The organism is Collinsella aerofaciens (assembly GCF_040920445.1).
In the GTDB taxonomy this organism is placed as follows: domain Bacteria; phylum Actinomycetota; class Coriobacteriia; order Coriobacteriales; family Coriobacteriaceae; genus Collinsella; species Collinsella aerofaciens_BH.
The window spans coordinates 1-20422 of record NZ_JBCOTQ010000043.1 but is presented as its reverse complement, the minus strand read 5'-3'; the positions used below and the strand labels follow the sequence as shown (position 1 = coordinate 20422).

General features: G+C 59.2%; 17 protein-coding genes, 1 tRNA gene and 1 pseudogene. 1 reads left to right on the top strand and 18 read right to left on the bottom strand.

Going from position 1 to position 20422, the window contains the following annotated elements:
- The 13 genes and pseudogenes from AB5405_RS07475 to AB5405_RS07415 all read right to left on the bottom strand — a co-directional run.
- Nucleotides 1-359: pseudogene (locus AB5405_RS07475) on the bottom strand (HhH-GPD family protein); the annotation flags it as partial.
- Between the two features lie 21 nt (nucleotides 360-380).
- Nucleotides 381-866 (bottom strand): RrF2 family transcriptional regulator, encoded by a 486-nt coding sequence (locus tag AB5405_RS07470; protein ID WP_368138057.1) that lies wholly within the window; start codon nucleotides 864-866, stop codon nucleotides 381-383.
- Between the two features lie 359 nt (nucleotides 867-1225).
- Nucleotides 1226-1303 (bottom strand) — tRNA-Asp (locus AB5405_RS07465).
- Nucleotides 1304-1713: 410 nt separating this feature from the next.
- Nucleotides 1714-2181 carry a YfcE family phosphodiesterase gene (locus AB5405_RS07460; protein ID WP_117821523.1) on the bottom strand — a complete coding sequence of 156 codons (468 nt, stop codon included), beginning with the start codon at nucleotides 2179-2181 and terminating at the stop codon, nucleotides 1714-1716.
- Nucleotides 2182-2277: 96 nt separating this feature from the next.
- Nucleotides 2278-2994 (bottom strand): LytR/AlgR family response regulator transcription factor, encoded by a 717-nt coding sequence (locus tag AB5405_RS07455; RefSeq protein WP_006235156.1) that lies wholly within the window; start codon nucleotides 2992-2994, stop codon nucleotides 2278-2280.
- A 72-nt stretch (nucleotides 2995-3066) separates the two neighbouring features.
- Nucleotides 3067-4410 carry a histidine kinase gene (locus tag AB5405_RS07450; protein ID WP_055310084.1) on the bottom strand — a complete coding sequence of 448 codons (1344 nt, stop codon included), beginning with the start codon at nucleotides 4408-4410 and terminating at the stop codon, nucleotides 3067-3069.
- The gene (locus tag AB5405_RS07445; protein ID WP_117803913.1) at nucleotides 4407-5594 is read right to left on the bottom strand and encodes a glycosyltransferase; all 1188 of its coding nucleotides are present in this window, start codon (nucleotides 5592-5594) and stop codon (nucleotides 4407-4409) included. Before AB5405_RS07445 ends, AB5405_RS07450 begins: the two co-directional genes overlap by 4 nt.
- A 171-nt stretch (nucleotides 5595-5765) precedes the next feature.
- The gene (locus AB5405_RS07440) at nucleotides 5766-7025 is read right to left on the bottom strand and encodes an MFS transporter (protein WP_006235159.1); all 1260 of its coding nucleotides are present in this window, start codon (nucleotides 7023-7025) and stop codon (nucleotides 5766-5768) included.
- Nucleotides 7026-7126: 101 nt separating this feature from the next.
- The gene (locus tag AB5405_RS07435; protein WP_368138056.1) at nucleotides 7127-8071 is read right to left on the bottom strand and encodes a zinc dependent phospholipase C family protein; all 945 of its coding nucleotides are present in this window, start codon (nucleotides 8069-8071) and stop codon (nucleotides 7127-7129) included.
- A gap of 92 nt (nucleotides 8072-8163) precedes the next feature.
- Nucleotides 8164-8898, bottom strand: coding sequence for a LytR/AlgR family response regulator transcription factor (locus AB5405_RS07430; RefSeq protein WP_055285284.1), 735 nt, complete (start codon nucleotides 8896-8898; stop codon nucleotides 8164-8166).
- A 38-nt stretch (nucleotides 8899-8936) separates the two neighbouring features.
- Nucleotides 8937-10328, bottom strand: a complete 1392-nt coding sequence (locus AB5405_RS07425) for a sensor histidine kinase (RefSeq protein WP_368138055.1) — start codon at nucleotides 10326-10328, stop codon at nucleotides 8937-8939.
- 112 nt (nucleotides 10329-10440) lie between these two features.
- A complete protein-coding gene (locus tag AB5405_RS07420; protein WP_117633809.1) occupies nucleotides 10441-11718 on the bottom strand; it encodes a metal-dependent hydrolase family protein in 1278 nt (425 codons plus the stop codon).
- Between the two features lie 131 nt (nucleotides 11719-11849).
- The gene (locus AB5405_RS07415) at nucleotides 11850-13301 is read right to left on the bottom strand and encodes an APC family permease (RefSeq protein ID WP_368138054.1); all 1452 of its coding nucleotides are present in this window, start codon (nucleotides 13299-13301) and stop codon (nucleotides 11850-11852) included.
- A gap of 564 nt (nucleotides 13302-13865) precedes the next feature.
- Here AB5405_RS07415 and AB5405_RS07410 point away from each other — a divergent pair.
- Nucleotides 13866-14696 carry a C39 family peptidase gene (locus tag AB5405_RS07410; protein WP_368138053.1) on the top strand — a complete coding sequence of 277 codons (831 nt, stop codon included), beginning with the start codon at nucleotides 13866-13868 and terminating at the stop codon, nucleotides 14694-14696.
- 448 nt (nucleotides 14697-15144) lie between these two features.
- On the opposite strand, the gene AB5405_RS07405 is transcribed toward AB5405_RS07410, so the two are convergent.
- The 5 genes from AB5405_RS07405 to AB5405_RS07385 form a co-directional block, all read right to left on the bottom strand.
- A complete protein-coding gene (locus AB5405_RS07405) occupies nucleotides 15145-16599 on the bottom strand; it encodes a family 1 glycosylhydrolase (protein ID WP_267489792.1) in 1455 nt (484 codons plus the stop codon).
- A gap of 1 nt (nucleotide 16600) precedes the next feature.
- Nucleotides 16601-17950, bottom strand: coding sequence for a PTS sugar transporter subunit IIC (locus tag AB5405_RS07400; protein WP_117776361.1), 1350 nt, complete (start codon nucleotides 17948-17950; stop codon nucleotides 16601-16603).
- 9 nt (nucleotides 17951-17959) lie between these two features.
- Entirely contained in the window at nucleotides 17960-18253 is a 294-nt protein-coding gene (locus AB5405_RS07395; protein WP_117648560.1) for a PTS sugar transporter subunit IIB, read from the bottom strand.
- 46 nt (nucleotides 18254-18299) lie between these two features.
- Entirely contained in the window at nucleotides 18300-18626 is a 327-nt protein-coding gene (locus tag AB5405_RS07390) for a PTS lactose/cellobiose transporter subunit IIA (protein WP_117648559.1), read from the bottom strand.
- Nucleotides 18627-18745: 119 nt separating this feature from the next.
- Nucleotides 18746-20422: BglG family transcription antiterminator (locus tag AB5405_RS07385; RefSeq protein WP_368138052.1), on the bottom strand; the 1677-nt coding region annotated here is incomplete at its 5' end.

Here is a 20422-nt window from a genome sequence, read left to right as displayed (position 1 = left end):
GTTGCCGGGCCAATACCAGGCAGGGCGACCAAGTCACGCGTCTCACGCGGAAACTCCCCGCCCCAATCCCCTACGACCCGTTGAGCGGCATTGTGGAGCGCCAGAGCGCGTCGGTTGTAGCCCATCCCTTGCCAAGCGTCCAAAACATCGGAAGGTGCGGCCTGGGCAAGCGCCTGCACGGTCGGAAAGCGATCGAGCCACGCCGGCATACGCGTCTCAACGCGCGGCACCTGTGTTTGCTGCAGCATGACCTCGGAAAGCCAAATGATGTACGGGTCACGCGTACGGCGCCACGGAAGGTCGCGATAACGCAGGACCCCTTCCGAACGAATCATCGAACGAAAGGGGTCCTGAATCATGGCTATGCTCCTTATGCGGCGCTATTCCTCCCGGTAAGCGCACGCGCAGGTGGCGTACCCGGGAAACGCTTCGCGGTCGGCGAACTTGGGATCGACGGCCGGGAACTGGCGGTGAGCGACGATGTCGCCGAGCGAAACGGAATCGAGGTAGTCGCGCATCAACGCCTGGGCTCCGGCCCACAGGGGATGATAGCAGCACGTGCCCATGCGCGCACAGTCACCATCGGGCGCGGTGCAATCGTTCATAACCATAGGGCCCTGAACGGCCTCGACGACCTGGCGGATAGTAACATCGTCCGGACTGACCTTGAGACGCATGCCACCGTGGACGCCACGCAGGCTCTCCACAATACCGGCCTGGACCAAACCGTGCTGAATCGAGCGGGCAAACGAATACGGGACATTGACCTCTTCGGCAGCGGTGCGAACAGAAAGCAAACGCTCCGGATCCTCGGCAAGCATCACCAGCATACGAAGGGCGTAATCAGTCTTCCTCGATATGTCCATTTTTCCCCTTTCAAGGAATACGAACAGCTCGAACGAGCTCCGGGGCCGAGCTTGTGTCGAGACGCTAAATGACCGCCAAGACATCCAAATGGTAAATCGGATATCCACTGAGTGCCGCGCTTGGAGCGAAATGCATCAAATGCGGCGCACAGTGCAATTTAGTATAACCTAACCCCCTGTCTCGTTGAACAGGTGTTGCGCAACAAAGCTGTTGTTCAGACAGATATACTTATTAGATTTTACTTGCGTTCCCGAAGGCGTGGGGATTCTGGGCGAAGATGCACCAGGGCGATCGTTCTATCGAAATAAAGTACATCAAACGCAAAAAGCCACGTCCGAAGACGTGGCTTTAATTGCGTTGGCGGGAAGTACGGGGCTCGAACCCGCGACCTCCGACGTGACAGGCCGGCGCTCTAACCAAACTGAGCTAACTCCCCAGGCAGACGTTCGCGTTTGTTTCCGCTCGCGTGCGCTGCGGGGATTAGTATACACAGAAGTCTGTCCGGCGCGCAACAACTTTTTTGAAAAAATTTTTCGGGGCCATCCGGGAGGGTCTCCGGGGCTGAGGGCGGGGGTTAAGTTTGCTGCTCTACAGTCCTGCGCAAGACGGAAAGCACATTAAGTGCTTTCCTTTGCGTGCGGAACTCGCGACAAACTTAACCCCCGCCCTCAGCCCCGGAGACCCTCCCTGCCGTCACATTATTCAACCAGTTTTGCGGGCGTGCGCCGCTGCGCGGCTAGCCCGCGTGCTCTTCGGCGGGGTTGGTCTGATGGATCTTGTTGAACTTCGGCCTTTGGCTTAAAGAAAAACGGGGGACGCATTGTGCATCCCCCGTTTTTGTTGCGGTTAGTCTAGGTCAATAAACTTGGTACTTATGATCTTGCCGTCTTTTACTAGCATTCTGGCCATGGTGGGGCCTCGGGTGCCTCTGGGGTAGCTGGCGCTGCCCGGGTTGAGGACTAAGCAGCGGCCCACTTGGGCTTCTTTGGTTACGTGGGTGTGGCCGTTGATGGCTACGTCTACGGATCCCACCGGAAGGTCTTCGCGGTAGTGGGCTACGGCGAATTTAAGGCCTTCGTAGGTAAAGAGCGCAAGACGGTCTACATCGGGGCCGTAGTCGCGGTAGTAATCGTTGTTACCCAGTACGGCCCGCACGGGGGCGATAGTGCATAGGTGCTCGTAGTCCATCTCCGACGTAAGGTCACCGGCATGGATAATCAGGTCTGCGCCCTCAAGCTCATCCAGGAGCGCAGGCGAAAGATAGCCGTGGGTGTCCGAGATGATGTCGATGCGCTTGGCGCTTGCACTGTTCATGGGATCCCTTCCGCAAAAAACGATTCGGCAGATACATACAAAAAAGGCCCCACGGCTCCGCAGACGATGGGTCTACAGGGCTGCGGGGCCAGTGTGCTAGAGACTCAGAGCCTTCTTGAGCGGCACGACGCGGCGGCGCGAAACCGGCACGCGTTCGTCGACGCCCGTAATGCCCAGCTGGATGGCGCCCGAGGGCACCGTCTCCACATCCGTGACGCACGCCAAGTTGACGATATAGCGGCGGTGAACACGGAAGAAGCCAAAGTCGCAGAGCTTGGCCTCAAACTGTGCCAGCGAGGTCGTCGACAAAAAGCGATCATCGACGGTATAGATGCAGGAGTAATCGTCCTTAGCCATGATAAAGCGAATGTCGTCCACGGGAATGAGCACCTTGCGGCCGCCCTTTTCCACCGGGATACGCTCGATGGTCACCTTGCTGTCCGTAACCGGCTTGGCGCGTTGCATGACCTTCTCGATCGCGCGATCCAAGCGAGCTTCTTCGACCGGCTTCATCAGATAATCGACGGCATCCACGTCGAATGCCTCGACCGCATGGTCACTATACGCAGTCACAAACACGATCGCCGGCGGATTTTTGAGCTTATGCAGCGCCTCGGCAAGTTGCAGGCCCGAGGCACCGGGCATCGAGATATCGAGAAACACGACATCCACGCGACTTTCCATAAGCATCTCGATGGCGGAGCGGACGCTCGACGCCTCCGTGATCGTGCCGATCTTGCCCGTTTGCTCGAGCAGGAAGCGAAGCTCCGAGCGAGCCGGCGCCTCATCATCCACAATCATCGCACGCAGCATAGGGATAAAACCTTTCGTCAACTAACTACGCCGGGCATCCGTCGCATGACGTTGAGCCCGTAGCCTTTTATTTTACTCTTGAATGTCGAAGATGCTCTCTGACAAATCAAGATGAAGGAGCACTTTGGTGCCCTTGCCCGGCGCCGATTCGACACGCGTATAGGAGTGCGGCCCATAAAAGCGATGGATGCGCTCCGAAATATTGTGCATGGCCACACCGGCGCCGCCACCCTGGGGAGAGCTGGCGTCGGGACGGGCAGAGCGCTCGTCAAACAGTCTGGCGGCGGTACCCTCATCCATGCCCACGCCATTATCGGCCACGGCAATCAAGATTGCATCCTCGCCGTCTTGGTGAACGGTCACGTCGATCCTCAGGGCGTCGTCATCGCCCATACCATGACGTACGGCGTTCTCGACAATCGGCTGGATCACGAACGCCGGCACCAGCGTATCTTCCACGTCCTCGGACACATCGAACGTCGCGAGCACGCGGTCCTCGCCAAAGCGGGCCTTCTCAAAGGTAAGGTAGCGCTTGGTCTGTGCAACCTCGCGCGAGACCGGAATAAGCGATCCCGAGTTGTCGAGCGTGGCACGATAGAACGATGAGAACTCACGAAGCAATTCGCGGGCCCGCAGCGGGTCGGTGCGCGTAAACGATGCAATGGTGTTCAGCGTGTTGAACAGGAAGTGCGGGTTAATCTGCGCCTGCAGCGCACGCACCTCAGCGCGCGCCGTGAGTTCCTTTTGCACCTCGAGCTCGTGGATGGCGAGCTGTGTGGACAAGATCTCGGCAAAGCCCGAGGCAAGCGCGTACTGGGTACGGTCGACGGCGCGCGGGGTCTTGTAGTAGAACTTGAGCGTGCCGACGGTACGATCGCCCACCTTGATGGGGGCGATAATGCCAGCGGGGACTTGGTTGTGCGAGCCGTCCGAGCCCACGACATCCACCATACGGTTGAACGACTGCACGATGCCATGTTCGATAACGTAGCGTGTGGCAAGCGTGTGGATGGGAGAATCTGGCAGCAGTTTTTCCTCAAACTCGCCCGCGCAGGCCAACACGTTGCCCTCGTCGGTGATGGCCACCGTCATGGCGCGCGTCTCGGGCAAAATGCGCCGGCACACCAAACGCGCCGACTCCTGCGTCAGACCGCCCTTAATGTCCTCGAGCATGGCCGAGGCCACCGAGAGCGTCTCCTCGGTGTACTGGGAGCGCACCGAATCGGGATTGAGCGTCAAAAAGATAAAGATGCACAGAAAGATGCACAGCAGCGCGCAGGCAATCACCGTGGCGATCGGCTCGATACCGGTCACCAAGGCAAAAATAAAGTACACCAGCACGCAAATGGCGCAGGCAACGGCAATGATGCGAAAGATTGATATTGAACTATCGCGCTGGGCGCGGCGGTCGATCATTCGGCCCCCTCCAGGATACTGATCAGTTGTGCGTCACGCCAAAGCCCGTCCATGATCTTGGGCCAAAAGCTCTGGAAACGCAGGTAGCTTGCAGCGTTTTGGCGCGCATAGGCCTTTGCCTCGCCGATACCATGGCGCCAAATGCGCAGGTAGCCCTCATGCTCGCGGGTAAACACGCTGCGGACCATAGCGGTCTTGCGCACGCGGTCGTCGAGCTCGCGCGAAATCCACGGGCCCGGGTAGGGCATGAGCGATGCCGCCGTAACGGGAATGAGCTCCTTTTGATGCGCGGCGAATGTCAACTTGGCCCGTTCGTAGTACCAACGGTATACATCCTGCATAAAGCGCGGTGAGCGCTTTTCGGACTCCGGAGGCAGATGGCGCACGGTCCACTCGTTATCGAACCACACGTCGTAGCCAAACATGCGCATGTTAAAGAGGTAATCCAAGTCCTCGCCGCGGGTGATAAACGGGTCAAAGGCTACACGCGTAAAGGCGCGGGCGTGCAGGGCCATCAGGCCGCCGCACACGTAGTTGGAGCGCGAGATGCGGGTGCCCGAGAGCGCCTTTTTCATCCAACGGTTGAACTCGATGCGCTTGGTCCACCAACGATGGCAGATGCCCGCCTTGTCCGTGGGAGCCAGCGGCGAGCCGTCGCGATCGTAGAAATAGCCGCTCTTGACCAAGATCGGCAAGCCCTGACGCGTCTGCTGCCCCAACGCATAGGTCGCGCGCTTCATAAAGTCGGCGTCGATGACAGTCTCATCGTCATCCAAAAAGATAACCGCGTCATGCCCCAGCACAGCGGCACAGGCTAGCCCCATGTTGCGGATGGCACCGTAGCCTCGCAGGCTCACGCACTCGCCCGAACCCTTGGGCGCGATCTGAGCAACCCGGTCTGCAATGCGCGAGGCCTGGGTGTTGGTGACAACGGTGACCTTGAGCGTGGGATGCGCGTCGACAATCTCGTGCACGCGCAGCGACACATCGGCTGTGGCAGAAACGGGACAGACCACCAAAAGGATGATGCGCGGGATGTCACGTACCTGCTCAAGCGAGGCCAGACAGCGGTCGAGTTCGGGATTGTCGGCGTTGAGTCGCGTCGAATGGTCATAGGTGCCAGGGGCGTTTGCGCAAGCGTCATCGCCCGCCCAATACGTTGGAATCACGACCGTGGCGTTCATGCCTTACCCTCCCTGCAACACAAAAACGGGACGCCGCCAAACACAGGCGACGCCCCGCGACCTAGCTGATTCCATCATACCCACTTGGGCAAATCATTGCTCGCAAGTCGCAATGTTTATTGCGGATAACCCCAAAAGAGTACCGTGGACAGGCACAATAGCCGCTCGCTCCTATGCGGCATGCTCTGCCGCCCGAGTCATGCGGGACAGGCGGACCAGCAGCATAAAGCCAACGATCAGCAGCACGCCAATGGAAAGGACGCCCAGCGACGGGTTGCCGGTCAGCGAGGTGACGACCGACACTAGGAAAGTGCCCATGACGCTTGCATAGCGACCGAAGATGTCAAAGAAGCCATAGTACTCGTTGGACTTTTCCTTGGGGATAATGCGGCCAAAGTAGCTACGGCTAAGCGCCTGCACGCCGCCCTGGAACAGGCCGACCATAATGGCAAGCACCCAGAATTCAAAGGCGGTCTTTAGGAAGAACGCGGCGAACAGCACAATGCCCATGTAGGCGGCGACTGCCACCAGGATCATGTTGAGCGTGCCCACGCGTCCGGCGAGCTTGCCGTAGATGATGGCGGACGGAAAGGCCACGAACTGCGTAACGAGCAGCGCCAGCACCAGCTGCGTCGAATCGATGCCCAAAGCCGAGCCGTAGCTGGTAGCCATGGAAATGACCGTGTGCACACCGTCGATATAGAAGAAGAACGCAATCATGTAGACCAGCACGGTCTTGTTGTGGGCGATCTCGCGCATGGTGTGTCCGACCTCGGAGAACACACCGCCCACGATGTGGCCGATAGTGTCCTCGGGACCGCGCTCGCGACCGTACTTTTGCTTATAGGTGCGAATGAGCGGCAGGGTAAAGATGAGCCACCAGGCACCAGTGATGATAAACGACAGACGCGTTGCCAGCATGGTAGGGACGCCAAGAGCGGGGCCACCCATGATGAGCGCCAGGCAGATGACGAACGGCACGGTGGAACCGATGTAGCCCCAGGCATAGCCCGAGCTGGACACGGCGTCCATGCGCTCGTCGGTGGTAATGTCGGGCAGCATGGCATCGTAGAACGTCATAGAAGAGTTAAGGCCGATGGTGCACAGCACGTACACGGTCAAAAATGCCATGGCGGACATTGGGATAGCCTGCGCCAGGCAAAGCACCAGGCCCGTGAGGAAGAAGCCCAAGAAGAACTTGATCTTGTTGCCGGCGTAGTCGGCAAGCGCGCCCAGAATGGGCATGAGCATGGCGATGACCAGCGAGGCGATCGTCTGCGCATTGCCCCAGGCGACCACCAGGTCGGCCGAAGAAGCGCCGGTATTGATGGCGTTAAAGTAAATGGGCACCACCGAGGTATTGAGCAGCACGAGGGCCGAATTGCCCACATCATACATAACCCAGTTACGCTCGAGCTTGGTGTATTTCATGGACAGGGACCCTTCGTATTCGCCCGATATGCAGTTAGTTCATCGTACCCCAATTGTCCAGAACCGCCGGTAAGGATTCGGCAAAGGGGCACGCACGGGCCCTATTCCTCGCGGTCGAACTCCTCATCGGCTTCGAGCACGCGACCGCTGTAGTTGACGTGACTGGTCACGGCATCCATGTCACCAGTCTCGATGAAACGTGCGACCGTGCACTCGTAATCGACCAGCGCGCGATCAAAGACCTCGGGGAAACTCTCGTTCGAGACCTCGTCGGTAAAGGGATTCTTCCATGTCAGATGGCCCAGGTTACCGGTGCGCTCGGGCAGCTTCGTCGTCACGCGATGGGCAAGGCCGTCGAGCAGCGAGTAGTCGTGCACCAAGCCCTCAACCAGCGAGATCGCGCGCGTCTTTGCGGAGCCGGCCGGCTCAATCGCGCGGTAAAGTCGCTGCATATTGGCAACGGCAGCACCGTACTCCCCTGCCGGAATGTCAATGCCGTACACGCGTCCGGCAACATAGCTCATCAGCACGCCGGCCACGCGATTGATGCGATCGGTGGTGACGATCTCGCCCGCCGGCGGATAATCGTCGACCGTAGCGCCATCGCGTTTAAGCTGCAGCATCAGCACATCCAGGTCGCTCTCGATCACGGCATGGACCTGACTGCTCGAGTTCTCAAGCTCTGAATCGGACTCCACGATGCCAAACTGCTGCTCATAGACAAAAGGATGGGCGTTGCGGTCGAGCACGTAATGAGACAGCAGGCCCAGCGCAAAGGCGCGACCCAAGCTGGCGTCGCGCGGCAGCAGATGCGACACGCCGTCGCGCAGGCACGCGAACTGGCGAGACATGCGCGACCGATGCATGACCTGCGCCAGCAGCGTGCAGTCGGAAACACGCGGTGTCAGAATGTGAAAGAAAAACGGGTCGGGGCCTTGGTTGCCCAAGATAAAGGCAATGCGCTCTTCATCGGACGTGATGACGCCCTGCGGAAGACGGTCGATGCTTTCCTCGCCAAACAGATGATGGGTGATAAGCGCGGGCATAATGATCCTTTCGATTTCATTCGATGCCACCCATTATGCCCACCGCGCGCCCATGCCAAACCTGCGATGGTAAACGACGGCACGCAAGCCTCTTACGCAAGCCCCAGGTGCGACTTGACCTCGGCGGCACGACGACGAGACACCGGCACCGTCGAGTTCACGCGGTCGAGTCTGAGCTCCATCAACCCCGTGGAGCCAATCTCAACATTGTGCACGTCTTCCAAATTGACCAGGTAGCTGCGATGAACGCGAATAAAGCCCTCGGAGTCCAAGCGACGCTCGAGCGAAGAGATCGACTCATTGATCAGGTACGTTCCCTCGGCGCAGATGGCGTTGCAAAAATCGGCGCGCGCCTCAAAGTAGCAGACGTCTGCGGCGGGAATGAACACCTTTTTGCCCCCGCGGTCCACCGTCAGACGCAAAGGCTGGCGCGGAGCGTGGATAACACGACGGGCACCCAAGGCTGCCTCGATCTTGTCGAGTGCCTTTGACAGGCGTGCGTCCTCGACCGGCTTGACGACATAGTCGACCGCATCGAGGTTATACGCATCAGCGGCAAATTCGGCAAACGCCGTCACAAACACCACGACCGGCGGCGTCTTTAGGTTCTGCAGCGTCTCGGCAAGCTCAATTCCCGAGCGACCGGGCATGGTAATGTCTAAAAACAACACGTCGGGCTTGTTCGACAGAATCGACTCCACGGCTTCGGTGACATTGCCCGCCTCGGCAATCTGACCCACACGCGTATCCTTTTCCAACAGATAGCGTAGCTCAGCCCTAATGGGAGGCTCGTCATCAACCACCAAGATGTTCCAGCCTTCGGACATATGTGCTTCCCCTCTTTTTCTCTCAATCCAACCGCGTGCTACGCCGTCAACGGCGCCGGCTCATGCGGCTCGCCGTTCAGTTCGACGATGACCTGCGTTCCCACGCCCTCCTGGGACTCCACGCGCATGCCGGAATCTTCTCCGTAAAAGAAATGGATGCGCTGAAGTACGTTAAAGAGCGCCAGGCCGCAACCTCGCTTGACGGAGCCGTCGGCGGTAATGCTCTCGGGCTCCTCTCGGCGATGTTGCTCAAACAGATGCGCACAGACCTCTTCGCTCATACCGATGCCGTCGTCCTCGACGATGATCTCCAAACCGTCATCGGTCTCGAAAGCCCTAACATGAATAGAAAGCGGCTCGGTCTCGCGCTGCGCGTGCTTGATGCAGTTTTCGAGCAACGGCTGCAAGATAAACGGCGGCACCAGGCTGTCGCGCACCTCAAAGTCGATATCGACCGAGACGCGCAGACGGCCGTCGCCATAACGAGCCTGCATAAGATTGATATAACGAGTACCCTGTTCCACCTCGTGCTCGAGCGTGGTGAGCGTATCGGAATCAGAAAGCGTCTGACGATAGTAGTTGGAGAAGTCGATCAGCAGCGATCGCGCCTTGTCGGGCTCGGTTCGAACGAGCGACACGATCGTGCTAATGGTATTGAATAGAAAATGAGGATCGACCTGCGATTGCAAGGCGCGCAGCTCCACGCGGGCCGTAAGCTCGTCCTGGCGCTCGAGCTCAAAGCTCGCAAGCTGCGTGGAAATGAGGTCGGCAAAGCCCGAGGCAAGCGCCGTCTGGCGCATATCGATGCTGCTCAGACGGGGATAATACAGCTCGAGCGTGCCCACGCAATGCCCGCGCACGGTAAGCGGTGCGACAATACCGGCGCGCAGACGCGGAAAGTAGCCACCCGTCTCGGTCGAGGCATCGCGCGAGAACACGCTTTGCTCACCGCTGTTGATCACGTTGAGCGTAGTCCGCAGTACCACCGGGGTGCCCGCGGGGCATTTTGCCGAGTCCTCGCCCCAGCTCGCCAGCACCTGTTTGCCGTCGGTAAAGCAGATGGCAGAGGCGATAGTTTCGGACAGGATGATCTTAGAGGCGCCCAGGGCAGCTTCGGGCGTAAGGCCGCGCGACGTGTAGGCGAATATTTTTGAAGCGATGGCGAGCGTGCGGTCGGTTGCGCTCGATGTAAGGTCGTCGGGAACGACAAAGACGTACGAGAAGAAGAAGCACAGCATGACCAAGCCGGCAATGACGACAACGGCCGGAACGGGATTGGGATTATCGGTTAGATCCCAGATGAGCAGTAGGATAAGCAGCGGAACGACAATACCGAGCAAGATGGCTTGAACCACATGCTGAGCGGTACGAAAGACCTTGGTAGAGTTGTAGCTCTTGCCCAGAATCAGCCTATTGAGATCCACCGTCATCTCCTTCTTACTGACGCACCCCATAGCAATAAAGAGGGCCGCAAGCGACCCTCTCCATTGCATTATGCAATCAAATACTGTGTTTTACATCAAGCCATCGATGAACGGTAGCTTAGGCGCTGTACTTGTTTGCCTCGCCGAAGGTGCCGGCCTCGACAATCCAGCCGTCCTTCATGATGACGTCCATGTTGTCGGTGTTGAGCACGTGGATGTCGGCGGCGACGTCACCGTTGACGACCAGCAGGTCGGCGCACTTGCCGGCCTCGATGGAACCGGTCTCGTCCTCGATGTGGCACATCTTGGCACCGTTGAGGGTTGCACAGGTGATGGTCTCGACCGGGGTGAAGCCGATCTTGTCGACGAACTCGTACATCTCCTCGATGGAGCAGGTGCCATACGGGGTGACGAAGGAGAAGGAGTCGGAGCCGATCGTCATGACGACGCCGCGCTTCTTGGCCTCGCGCAGGCAGTCGTAGTTGCGCTGCAGCTCCTTCTCGACCAGGGTGCCCTCGTACTTGTCGTGCAGCTCGGGAACGTAGACGGGCGGATAGGTGGCGTACCAGGTGGGCAGGAAGGCGATCGTCGGGGTGAAGAAGGTGCCCTGCTCGGCCATGAGGTCCATGGTACGCTCATCGATATCGAAGCCGTGAATCAGCTGCTCGCAGCCAAAACGAACGGAATCGTAGGCAGCGGCGTGGTTGTTGTAGCAGTGGCTCCACACGGGGATGCCGACCATCTTTGCCTCTTCGACCACGGCCTGGATCTCCTCGGAGCAATAGTGCTGGTCGCGACCGGAGTCCCAGCGCCAGATGCCGCCACCGGTAGCCCAGATCTTGATGGCATCGGGGTTCTCGCGCAGGCGACGACGGACGGCCTTGCGCAGATCCCAAGGACCGTCGACTTGATCGCCCCAGGGGTGCGATTCCTTGTTGAGCTCCTGGCTGCAGTGGTGGGAGTCGCCGTGGCCGGCAACGCGGCAGAAGCCAAGGCCGGTGGCCAGAACGCGCGGGCCCTTGAAGACGCCCTTGTCGATGCAGTCACGGATCTGGATACCAAAGCGGCCGATCTCGCAGACGGTGGTGAGGCCGTGGGTGAGGCAGTCGTAGGCCTGCTTGACGGCGACGGCCTGCTTCTCGAGGAGCGGCTGCATGACCCAGTCGGTGTCATCGTCGGTCAAGTTGCCCGAGAAGTGCAGGTGGGTGTCGATCAGGCCGGGAAGGACGGTCTTGCCGGCGGCGTCGATAACCTCAACGCCCTCGGGAAGGTCCTGCATAGCACCGGCGTACTCGATCTTGCCGTTGTCGTCGACGAGAACGAGGGAGTTCTCGACCGGCTCGGCACCGGTACCGTCGATGAGCTTGCCGCCAACGATTGCATACTTAGTGGACATGGTTCCTCCTTATGGATCCATATAGTGGGCGAGGCCGTGTTGGGTTAAGGCCTCACAAAGCTACCCAAGTGGCGCCGGGTTCGGTGCGCGGAAGAGAGGGGCCCGCGCACCTGATCCGCCCCGGCTCGGCGTTACTTTTTGCGGGAATTGGTGAAAGCCATGAGGGCCAGGCCAATAGCCAACCAGCCGATCACGATGCTCCACTCCACCATGTTGAGGGAGGCGGGAGAGAACGGAATCACAAGCAGGCCGATGATGATGGCGCAGGCAGCGATAGCGAGGGAGATGCCAAACTTGCCACCGGGCACCTCGTAGGGACGAGGCAGGTCGGGCTCGGTGAAGCGCATGCGCAGGCAAGCGAGGGCGACCATGCCGCAGGAGAAGATGAAGGCGAGAGCCGACACGTTGGTCAGAGGGATGAGCATGTTCTTGCCCAGGAACGGACCGACGACGGTGATGACGCCCAGAACGACGCAGGCGAGCTTGGGAGCGCCAGACTTGGGGTCGACCTCGGCGAACTGCTCGGGCAACTGGCCCTTGCGGCCCATGGCGAGCATGATGCGGCTCGTGGCGCCGTAGAAGGAGTTCATCGGGCCCATGGGTCCAAGTGTGGCGATGACGAGCATGGCCAGGTACAGGAGCATGTTGATACCCTTGAGGCAGGCAAGCGCGGGAACCGGGCTCTTAACAAACTCATGCCAGTCGAGGATGGTGCCGAACGAGTAGATGCAGACCATGTAGAAGCCGCCGGCGGCCAGCAGGGCCAGGGAGATGATCTTGCCGAACTTGTTCCAGTTGAGGCCCTCGGCTGCTTCCTCAGCCTGCTGAGGAATGGTGTCGAAACCGGCGTAGAAGAACGGGGTCAGAACCAGGACCGACACGATGCCGGCGAACAGGCTGGCACCTTCGGTAGCGGCCTTGCCGCCGCCAGCGCCGGTGACCTGGGAGAACACGGGCATGGCATTGTCCGGCGAGCCGGTGAACAGCGAGACGCCCATGGCGAGCAGCATGCCGCAGAGCAGGGCCTTGGTCAGGAAGGCCTGGAGCTTGGCGGCCGAGCTGGCGCCGCGGAAGTTGAGGAAGATGACGTAGGCTGCGAAGCCGAGCGCGATCAGCGTTGGGAACAGGTAAACGTCGGCGCCCAGGATGGTGTAGAGCTTGACGGCGCGCAGCCACTCAAGACCGGGCAGGCTGCCGAACATCTCGGACACGAGGGTCGAAATGGCGATGGCCTCCCACGGGCACAGGATACCGTTGCCCAGGGCCAAAAGCCAACCGGTGATGTAGCTCAGCGTACGGCCAAAGCTACGATCGACATACTCGACGATGCCGCCCGAGATGGGGATAGCAGCCGTGAGCTCACCGAAAACAGCTCCGACGGGCACGAGGAAGATTGCACCCAAGAGGAATGCGATCATAGCGGGAACGGGACCGCCGCCCACGACCATCCAGTCGCCGACCTGCAGAACCCAACCGGTACCGATGATGGCACCGAAACCGATGGTGAAGAAGTTCCAGAGCGAAAGCGTTTTCTTCATGCCGCCGTTATCCTCAACTGCAACTTCTGCGTTCTTGTCCGCCATTGTTCCCCTCCTTTCCTTTTTGACGCCCCTTGACGTCACCCCTTGCGCGGTCTGTTTTGCCGCGCTCTTTTATTTCGTGGCTTTAAGATACGGCCTTGGCGCAGCAGCTCCGCTTGTAGCTCGACCGAAGGCAGAACTGCAAAACGAGCGGCGCCGTTTTTGGGACGAACGGCACGGTTTGCCGCTCATTGTTGCCGCCCGTCCGACGGGCGTACGCTCATCGGACGCATATAGAGTTGTTTTTGAGGCCGTGTGTTTTGCGCCTTTCGTACCGTTTACCGAGCTTTTGACGCGCAGACCCATTTGTTGCACATCTTTTTTGTAGGATGGACAGGTTATACATGAGACAAGGCGGTACGAATGGCATACGGATACAACGACGGTGATCAACGGCGACAAAGCGTTCGCCTTGCTGGCCGTACCACGCCGACGCCCAGAAGTGCCACGAGCAGCAATCCGCAACGTCCTCAAGAGCAACCCAGGCCTTCGTCTCGGCAGCAGGCAAGCAGAACGCGGCAGAGTGGCCGTCTGAGCACGGGCACAAGCGCGCAGCAAGATGGCCGCTTGGGCGCGCGCACTCGACAGCGTCAGGCCGAGGTTCCGCAACTGCGCCGCAACGGCGCACGTCAGCCCGGCATCCATATCAACCGCTTCTTTTCGCATCCCCAAGGCGGACGCGACGGCAAGCCCTACCGCTCGACATCGCACGCGAATGCCCCCGCCCTGCCGGCTCGTCGACTTCGCCTCGCACTGTGCTCTATCCTTACCTGTCTGGTCTTTGTGCTTATGAGCTCCTGTATGTCCCACGGTTCGGCCGGTCTCGAGCCCACCGCCGAGGACAAGCTGCTCAAGGCCCCCGTCGCACCCGGTTATTCTTTCGCCTTTTCGACCCCGCGCTCGCAATGGCAAGCCGGCACGATGCCCCATATCTATCAGATCGACCCTGCGTGGTCGGAGCTGCCTTACGCCGGCGGCACCATCCGCCAAAATGCCTGCGGGCCCACGTGCCTCACCATGGTCTACATCTTTAAGACGGGACGCACCAATATGACCCCCGTCGATATGTGCGCGCTTTCCGAGGCGGGCAATTACGCCCCCACCGGTGCAACCGAATGGTCGTTTATGACGAGCGGCGCATGGCAGTTGGGACTTAACGGAACGGAGCTCCATAACGATCGCGACTCTATGACTCAAGCGCTGCGTTCGGGAGCGCCCGTCATCGCCGCCGTTCGGCCGGGCACCTTTACCAACGTGGGCCACTACATTGTGCTTTACGGTATTGACGACGCCGACCAGATTGGCGTCTACGACCCCAACTCGGCCAGCCGCAGCGCCCGCCGTTGGGGCGCCGTAGAGGTCCTTAACGAAGTCGAAGCCATGTGGGCCTACTACTAGTCATTGGGGACAGACTTAAATGAGTAGCCCCAGGCTGCCAGGAACTGCCGACACGGAAAGCGCATCCCATTTTGGAGCTCAATAGCGGGATGCACTTTCCGTTAGCGGCCCGTTTGGGAAACTACGTTCCACTTTCCGGCAACATTCCGGGATGCATTTTCCGGTTGAGGCCCTCAAGGGAAACTATGTCCCATGTTGGACGCTCATTCTGGAATGCGCTTTCCGCAGTTGATTGATGCGGGCTTTAAGGACTGTTCCAAGCTGCCAGCAGAAAAGGAACGTCCCCAAGTGCCGGGTTTCCGCAGTCATTGGGGACAGACTTAAATGACTAGTCTTTTAAGAACGTCCCCAATGACTACCCACAGAATGAGGGTCTCATCGGGGACTAGGTAAATAGCAAAAGCCCCCGCGGCCGAAACGGGCCGCGGGGGCAGCAGGCTTGCAAGGGTTAACTCAAGTCCTCGCCATTTGATGCAATGACCTTTTGGTACCAGCAGAAGCTGTCCTTTCGGTAGCGATCGAACGTGCCTTTGCCCATATCATCGGCATCGACATAAACAAAGCCATAGCGCTTCTTCATCTGCCCCGTCGAGGCCGACACCAAATCGATACAGCCCCACGGCGTGTATCCCATCAGGTCAACACCGTCCTCGACAATTGCATCGCGCAGCGCAAGAATATGCCTTCGCAGGTAATCAATATGATACGCATCGTGGACTTTGCCGTCTTCCAGCGCATCGAGTCCGCCCACACCGTTCTCGGCGATAAAGAGCGGAAGATGGTAACGATCGTGGTAGCCGGCAAGCGTCACGCGCAAACCCAGCGCATCGATCTGCCACTTCCAGGCAGTCTCTTTATCCTTGAGGTACGGATTGCGCAACGTCGGGAACACGTTGCCCTCCGCCTTCTCGGCGATCACCTGATCATCGGCGCACACCAAGCGCGAGCAATAGTACGAGAACGAGATGAAGTCGACCGTATGCTCTGCCAGATACTCCGTATCGCCCGGCTCAAAGGGCACGTGAACACCCTCTTTCTCGAGTGCACGCAGCTTCCAAGCAGGATAGGCGCCCGCAGCCATCACGTCTGTGTAGAAGTAGCGGCCGCGGTCCTCCTCATACGCAAGCCATACGTCCTCGGGCGCACAACGGTACGGATAGGTCGCACCGGCAGCGACCATGCAACCCACCTTGTTTGCGGGATCGATCTTGTGCAGAATCTCGACAGCGCGAGCGCTCGCCATAAACATATGGTGCGAGAACGCCGCAGTCACGGCTGCACGGTCACGCTCATCCTCGAGCGTGACACCCGCGTTGAGATAGGACAGCGCCACGCTGTTGATCTCGTTGAACGTAAGCCAATAACGCACGAGGCCCTGGTACGCGCGTCCGACGGTCTCGACGTAGTGCGCATACCGCTCGATCATCTCTCGGCTTTGCCAGCCACCATAGCGCTCGACCAGAGCCAACGGATAGTCGTAGTGCGACAGCGTCACAAGCGGCTCGATTCCATGCTCGCGCAGCGCCTCGAATACCTGACGGTAAAACTCCAAGCCCTCGCCGTTGGGCTCGGCCTCCATCCCTGTGGGAAAAATACGGCTCCAGCAAATTGAAAGACGCAGGCACTTAAAGCCCATCTCGGCAAAAAGCTCGACATCCTCGTGCCAATGATGGAAGAAGTCGTTGCCCCAGCGGCATGGATACAGCCTGTCCGGATCGTCCACGGGCTTTTGCCTGCCAAACATTACATCCCAGCGGTCGGAACCCTGTGGGATCAGGTCGGAGTGCGACATGCCGCGGCCGCCCTCGTTCCAGCCCCCTTCGGCCTGGTTGGCGGCGAGAGCACCACCCCACAAAAAGCCCTCGGGCATACCGGCGGCAGACGTTCTGTCAAAGTAACTCATGCTACTCAGCATCCTCGGCAGAAGCTGCCGCGGCGTTCTCCTGCTCCTGAGCCAGGAGCTGGTTATCGTACACCTTAAAGAACGGGTACCAGACCACAGCCATGACCACGATCAAAACGATCGTAAACACCCAGATGCGCGGGTCGAGGCACTGGACAAAGCCCTGAACGAAGATGGGGAACGTGCCGCTCACCAAGATGTAGAAGTTAGAGACAAGACCCAGTGAGACCGCACCCCAATACAGCAGGGCCGAGATCATGCCGCCTAGCACAAACGGAATCATGAGGATCGGGTTGAAGATGATGGGCGCGCCGAAGATCGCGGGCTCGGAGATACGGAAGAAGCTCGGCACGATCGATGCCCTGCCAAATGCCTTGAGCTGCTGCGACTTTGCCCTAAACGCGCAGAGCGCCACAAAAGAGAACGTATTACCCGTGCCGCCGATGAGGTTGATGGCCAACGACATGAGCACCGGGTGGAACTCAAGCGGCTGCCCGGCAGCATAGAGCGAGGCGTTGGCGGCAAAGGCGGCAAGCGAGACCGGGGCGGTGATGGGCATTACGATCATGTTGCCGTGGACGCCAAAGCACCAAAACAGCAGCGTCATGAAGCAGATAAGCAGTGCGCCGGGCACAGAGTCAACTGCGACGGAAAGCGGGGCAGCGAGCAGCTTCTCGATAACCGAGGGGATGGACAGCGCGGGATCGATCATCTGGATCAGCAGGTTGCCGCCAAAGAAGATGAGGATGTTGGCGAGCATAGGTACGATGGCGCCAAAGGTTTCGGACAAAAACGGCGGCACGCCATCGGGCATCTTGATGGTGATGCCCTTGGTCTGGCAGAAGCGCGTGACCTCGACGGAGACCAAGGCAACGATGATGGCGGTAAACAGGCCCTGCGCACCCAGATAGGTGCAGGGGACCGCCTGGAGCACGGACTCGTCAGCAAGCTGGTAGTAGGACGACGGCGCCGCGGCGATCAGGAACATCACCAGCGAGGTCATGCCGGCGTTAAGCTTGGGCATCTTGTAGGTGCCCGCCAGGTTATATGCGATTGCGAACGTCACGATCACCGACAGTATGCCCATCGTCATATTGAAGGGGATGAGCAGCGTGAGCTTATTGGCCGTCGCAAAATCGAGCCAAGGGCCAAAGACGGACCAGAACCCGCCCTGCGCCACCAGGTCGGCCGTGACCGGCGGGTTGGCGAGGATCATAAAGACGGCAGATACCAAGATGAAGCTGATCGCGCTCATAAAGCCCTTTTGCATGGAGGCAAAGTGGCGCTCGGTGCCGCAGAAATTGGCGATAGGGGTCAGTTTTTCCTGAAGCAGGGTCATGAACTTCTCCATGGTCGCCTCCTAACCCAACAGCGACTGGGCGAGTGCCAGCACGTTGGCGGCGTTGCCCATGCCGTAGTCCTGTGCGGGGATGACCGCGGTCGGCTTACCGCTCCCCTGCTTGACGGTGTTGAGCTGGTAGGACACCTGCGGCCCCAAGAGCAGCACGTCATAATTGGCGCACGTCTCCTGATACTCGCCGATACCCACCGCATCGATATCGAGCTCGATGCCGTTTTGCTCCGCATATTTCTCGAGTTTCTTCATCAGAATGCTTGTAGACAGACCAGCTGCGCAAACAAGAAGGATCTTCATAAGGGATTCCCTTCGCATTGATTGGTTGGATAGTCACCGCACGCCGCTAGGCGTTCTTGGTTGCAGTGCACTCATACAGGCAGATCAGCTCCTGCACGAGCTCCTGAGCAAGCATGGAGCACATGAGGTGGTCCTGAGCATGGACCAGCAACACATCCACCGACAGATGCTCGCCCGCTGCCTCAGTCGAAAGCAGCTGCGTTTGGATGTGGTGAGCCTTGATTCCCGCATCCTTTGACTGCTTCATGAGTTTGGCGGCGGCGTCAAAATCCCCCGCTTTTGCCTTTTCAAGGGCTTCGAAGGCAAGGCTGCGTGCCTCTCCCGCCGCAGCGACCAGCTGAAACGAAACCATCTCGGTTCCCTGATCGTCCATAACGGTCTCCTCTCCCGTGATGTTTGGTTTGTACTTGAATATTCGAAACGCCTATCTCCCGCCCGCAATCCTCGAGGTTTATTGCAGGTAGACAGACAGGGTTATCGACAAAAGAAGTCTTAAGCCGTATGCGCTTGCACAAGCGCCATCAGCTCATGCCAGGACCGGCGCTCGCGTAGGCGCTCGACCCCCTGGCGGTCCATAAAGATCTCGGCGAGCAGTGAGCTCAAGATCCGCGCCTCATCGCCGCCCGACCGGGCAAACGACACCATAAAGACGATATCGACCTCATGGCCGTATTCGTCCCAAAGAATGGGATGTTCGAGCAGGCCCACGGTAACAAAGGCCTCGGCGCTCAAGGGATGCATCCCATGGGGCATGGCTACCCCATTGCCAAACGAGGTGGCACTCGCGCTCTCGCGCTCGGCGACCTCTTGGGCAAACTGGGCATCGACACGGCCGCTCTCGACGGCGCGCTCGGAGAGATATCGGAGAACGGCCTGCTTCGACGACGCCTCAACGCGGTTGAAGAACAGGGCACGGCTAAAGAAAGAGCTTACGGAGTCCGATTGCGCAGTGTCGTCGCTCAGCACCTTGCGGATAGCGTTGACATCGCTCGTCTCCAAGAAGAAATCGGCCTCGCGGACGGGCACGGGCAACTTGACGTTGAGCGGCACCGTTGTGAACACGTAGTCGATGTGCGAAAAATCGAACGTTCCCACGCGGGCGACATCGCATGTCTCAATCGAATCGATATACATGCCAAACTGCTTGCGGTACTGGTGCTCGAGCATACGGGCGCTTCCCGCTCCCGAGGCGCACACGATCAGGATGCGCTTGCGACGCGGCTGGTCGGCTTGCTGCTCGAGGGCCAGGGCAAATGCCATGGCGATGTAGCCGAGCTCTTCATCAGAGGGCTGGCTGCCAAAATGACGCTCGAGTACCTGCGAGGTGCCAGCTGCCATCGAATAGGCCAACGGAAACCTCGTCTTGATATCGGGCAGCATGGGGTTATCCATATGCATGTGATATTCAAGGCGATAGCCCAGAGGGCCGATATGCCGAGCAAGGTTCATGCGAAGTTCAAGATCGCCGCTAAAGTCAAACCTAAACTCATCGTTGACCGCACGTACCATCTCGGAAGCAATCTCCCACATCTCGTCCGAGATAACGGCAGAGCCCTTCTCGGGCACGCCCGTGCCCCTGCCGAGCAAATGGATTGCGATAAAGGCAACCTCTTCTCGGGGCATGCTCACGCCCAGGGCATCCTTGATGTTTGCGGCAATCTGGAAAGCCGCGGCGTATTCGCGCGTTCCCTCCAGTTTTTGAACGTCCGATTCTGCAGCTGGGACATAGCAGCCCTGCTCGATGCGGCCAAGAGCAATGTAAAGATGCATGATGAGATTGCGGGATGCCAGCGAGCTCACCGTGACGGGCGAGGCCGTCAGGGCATCGTCCACACATGCGGCGATGGCCCGCAGGCGCTCGGCGAGCTTTGCATCGTCGGTGTCGGGCAACACGGGCCTCACCAGCGAGGCCAGGCACAGGCGCCGTTGTGACTCCCCGCCCGCAACGCGGATTCCGTAGCGTGGGCGCTTTTCGAGCGTTAAGTCAAATTGGGCGAGTTTCTGCTCTACCAGACGCATGTCATTGGACAGAGTCCGCGCCGAAACGTAGAGTAAATCCGCATACTCCTCAATCGTCACCCACTGGGACCGCATGAGGAGGTCGTTAAGAAGGAAGGACACACGGCCATCGCGCGTATCAGGAATGCCCGGATGGGCCAGAGCCGCACC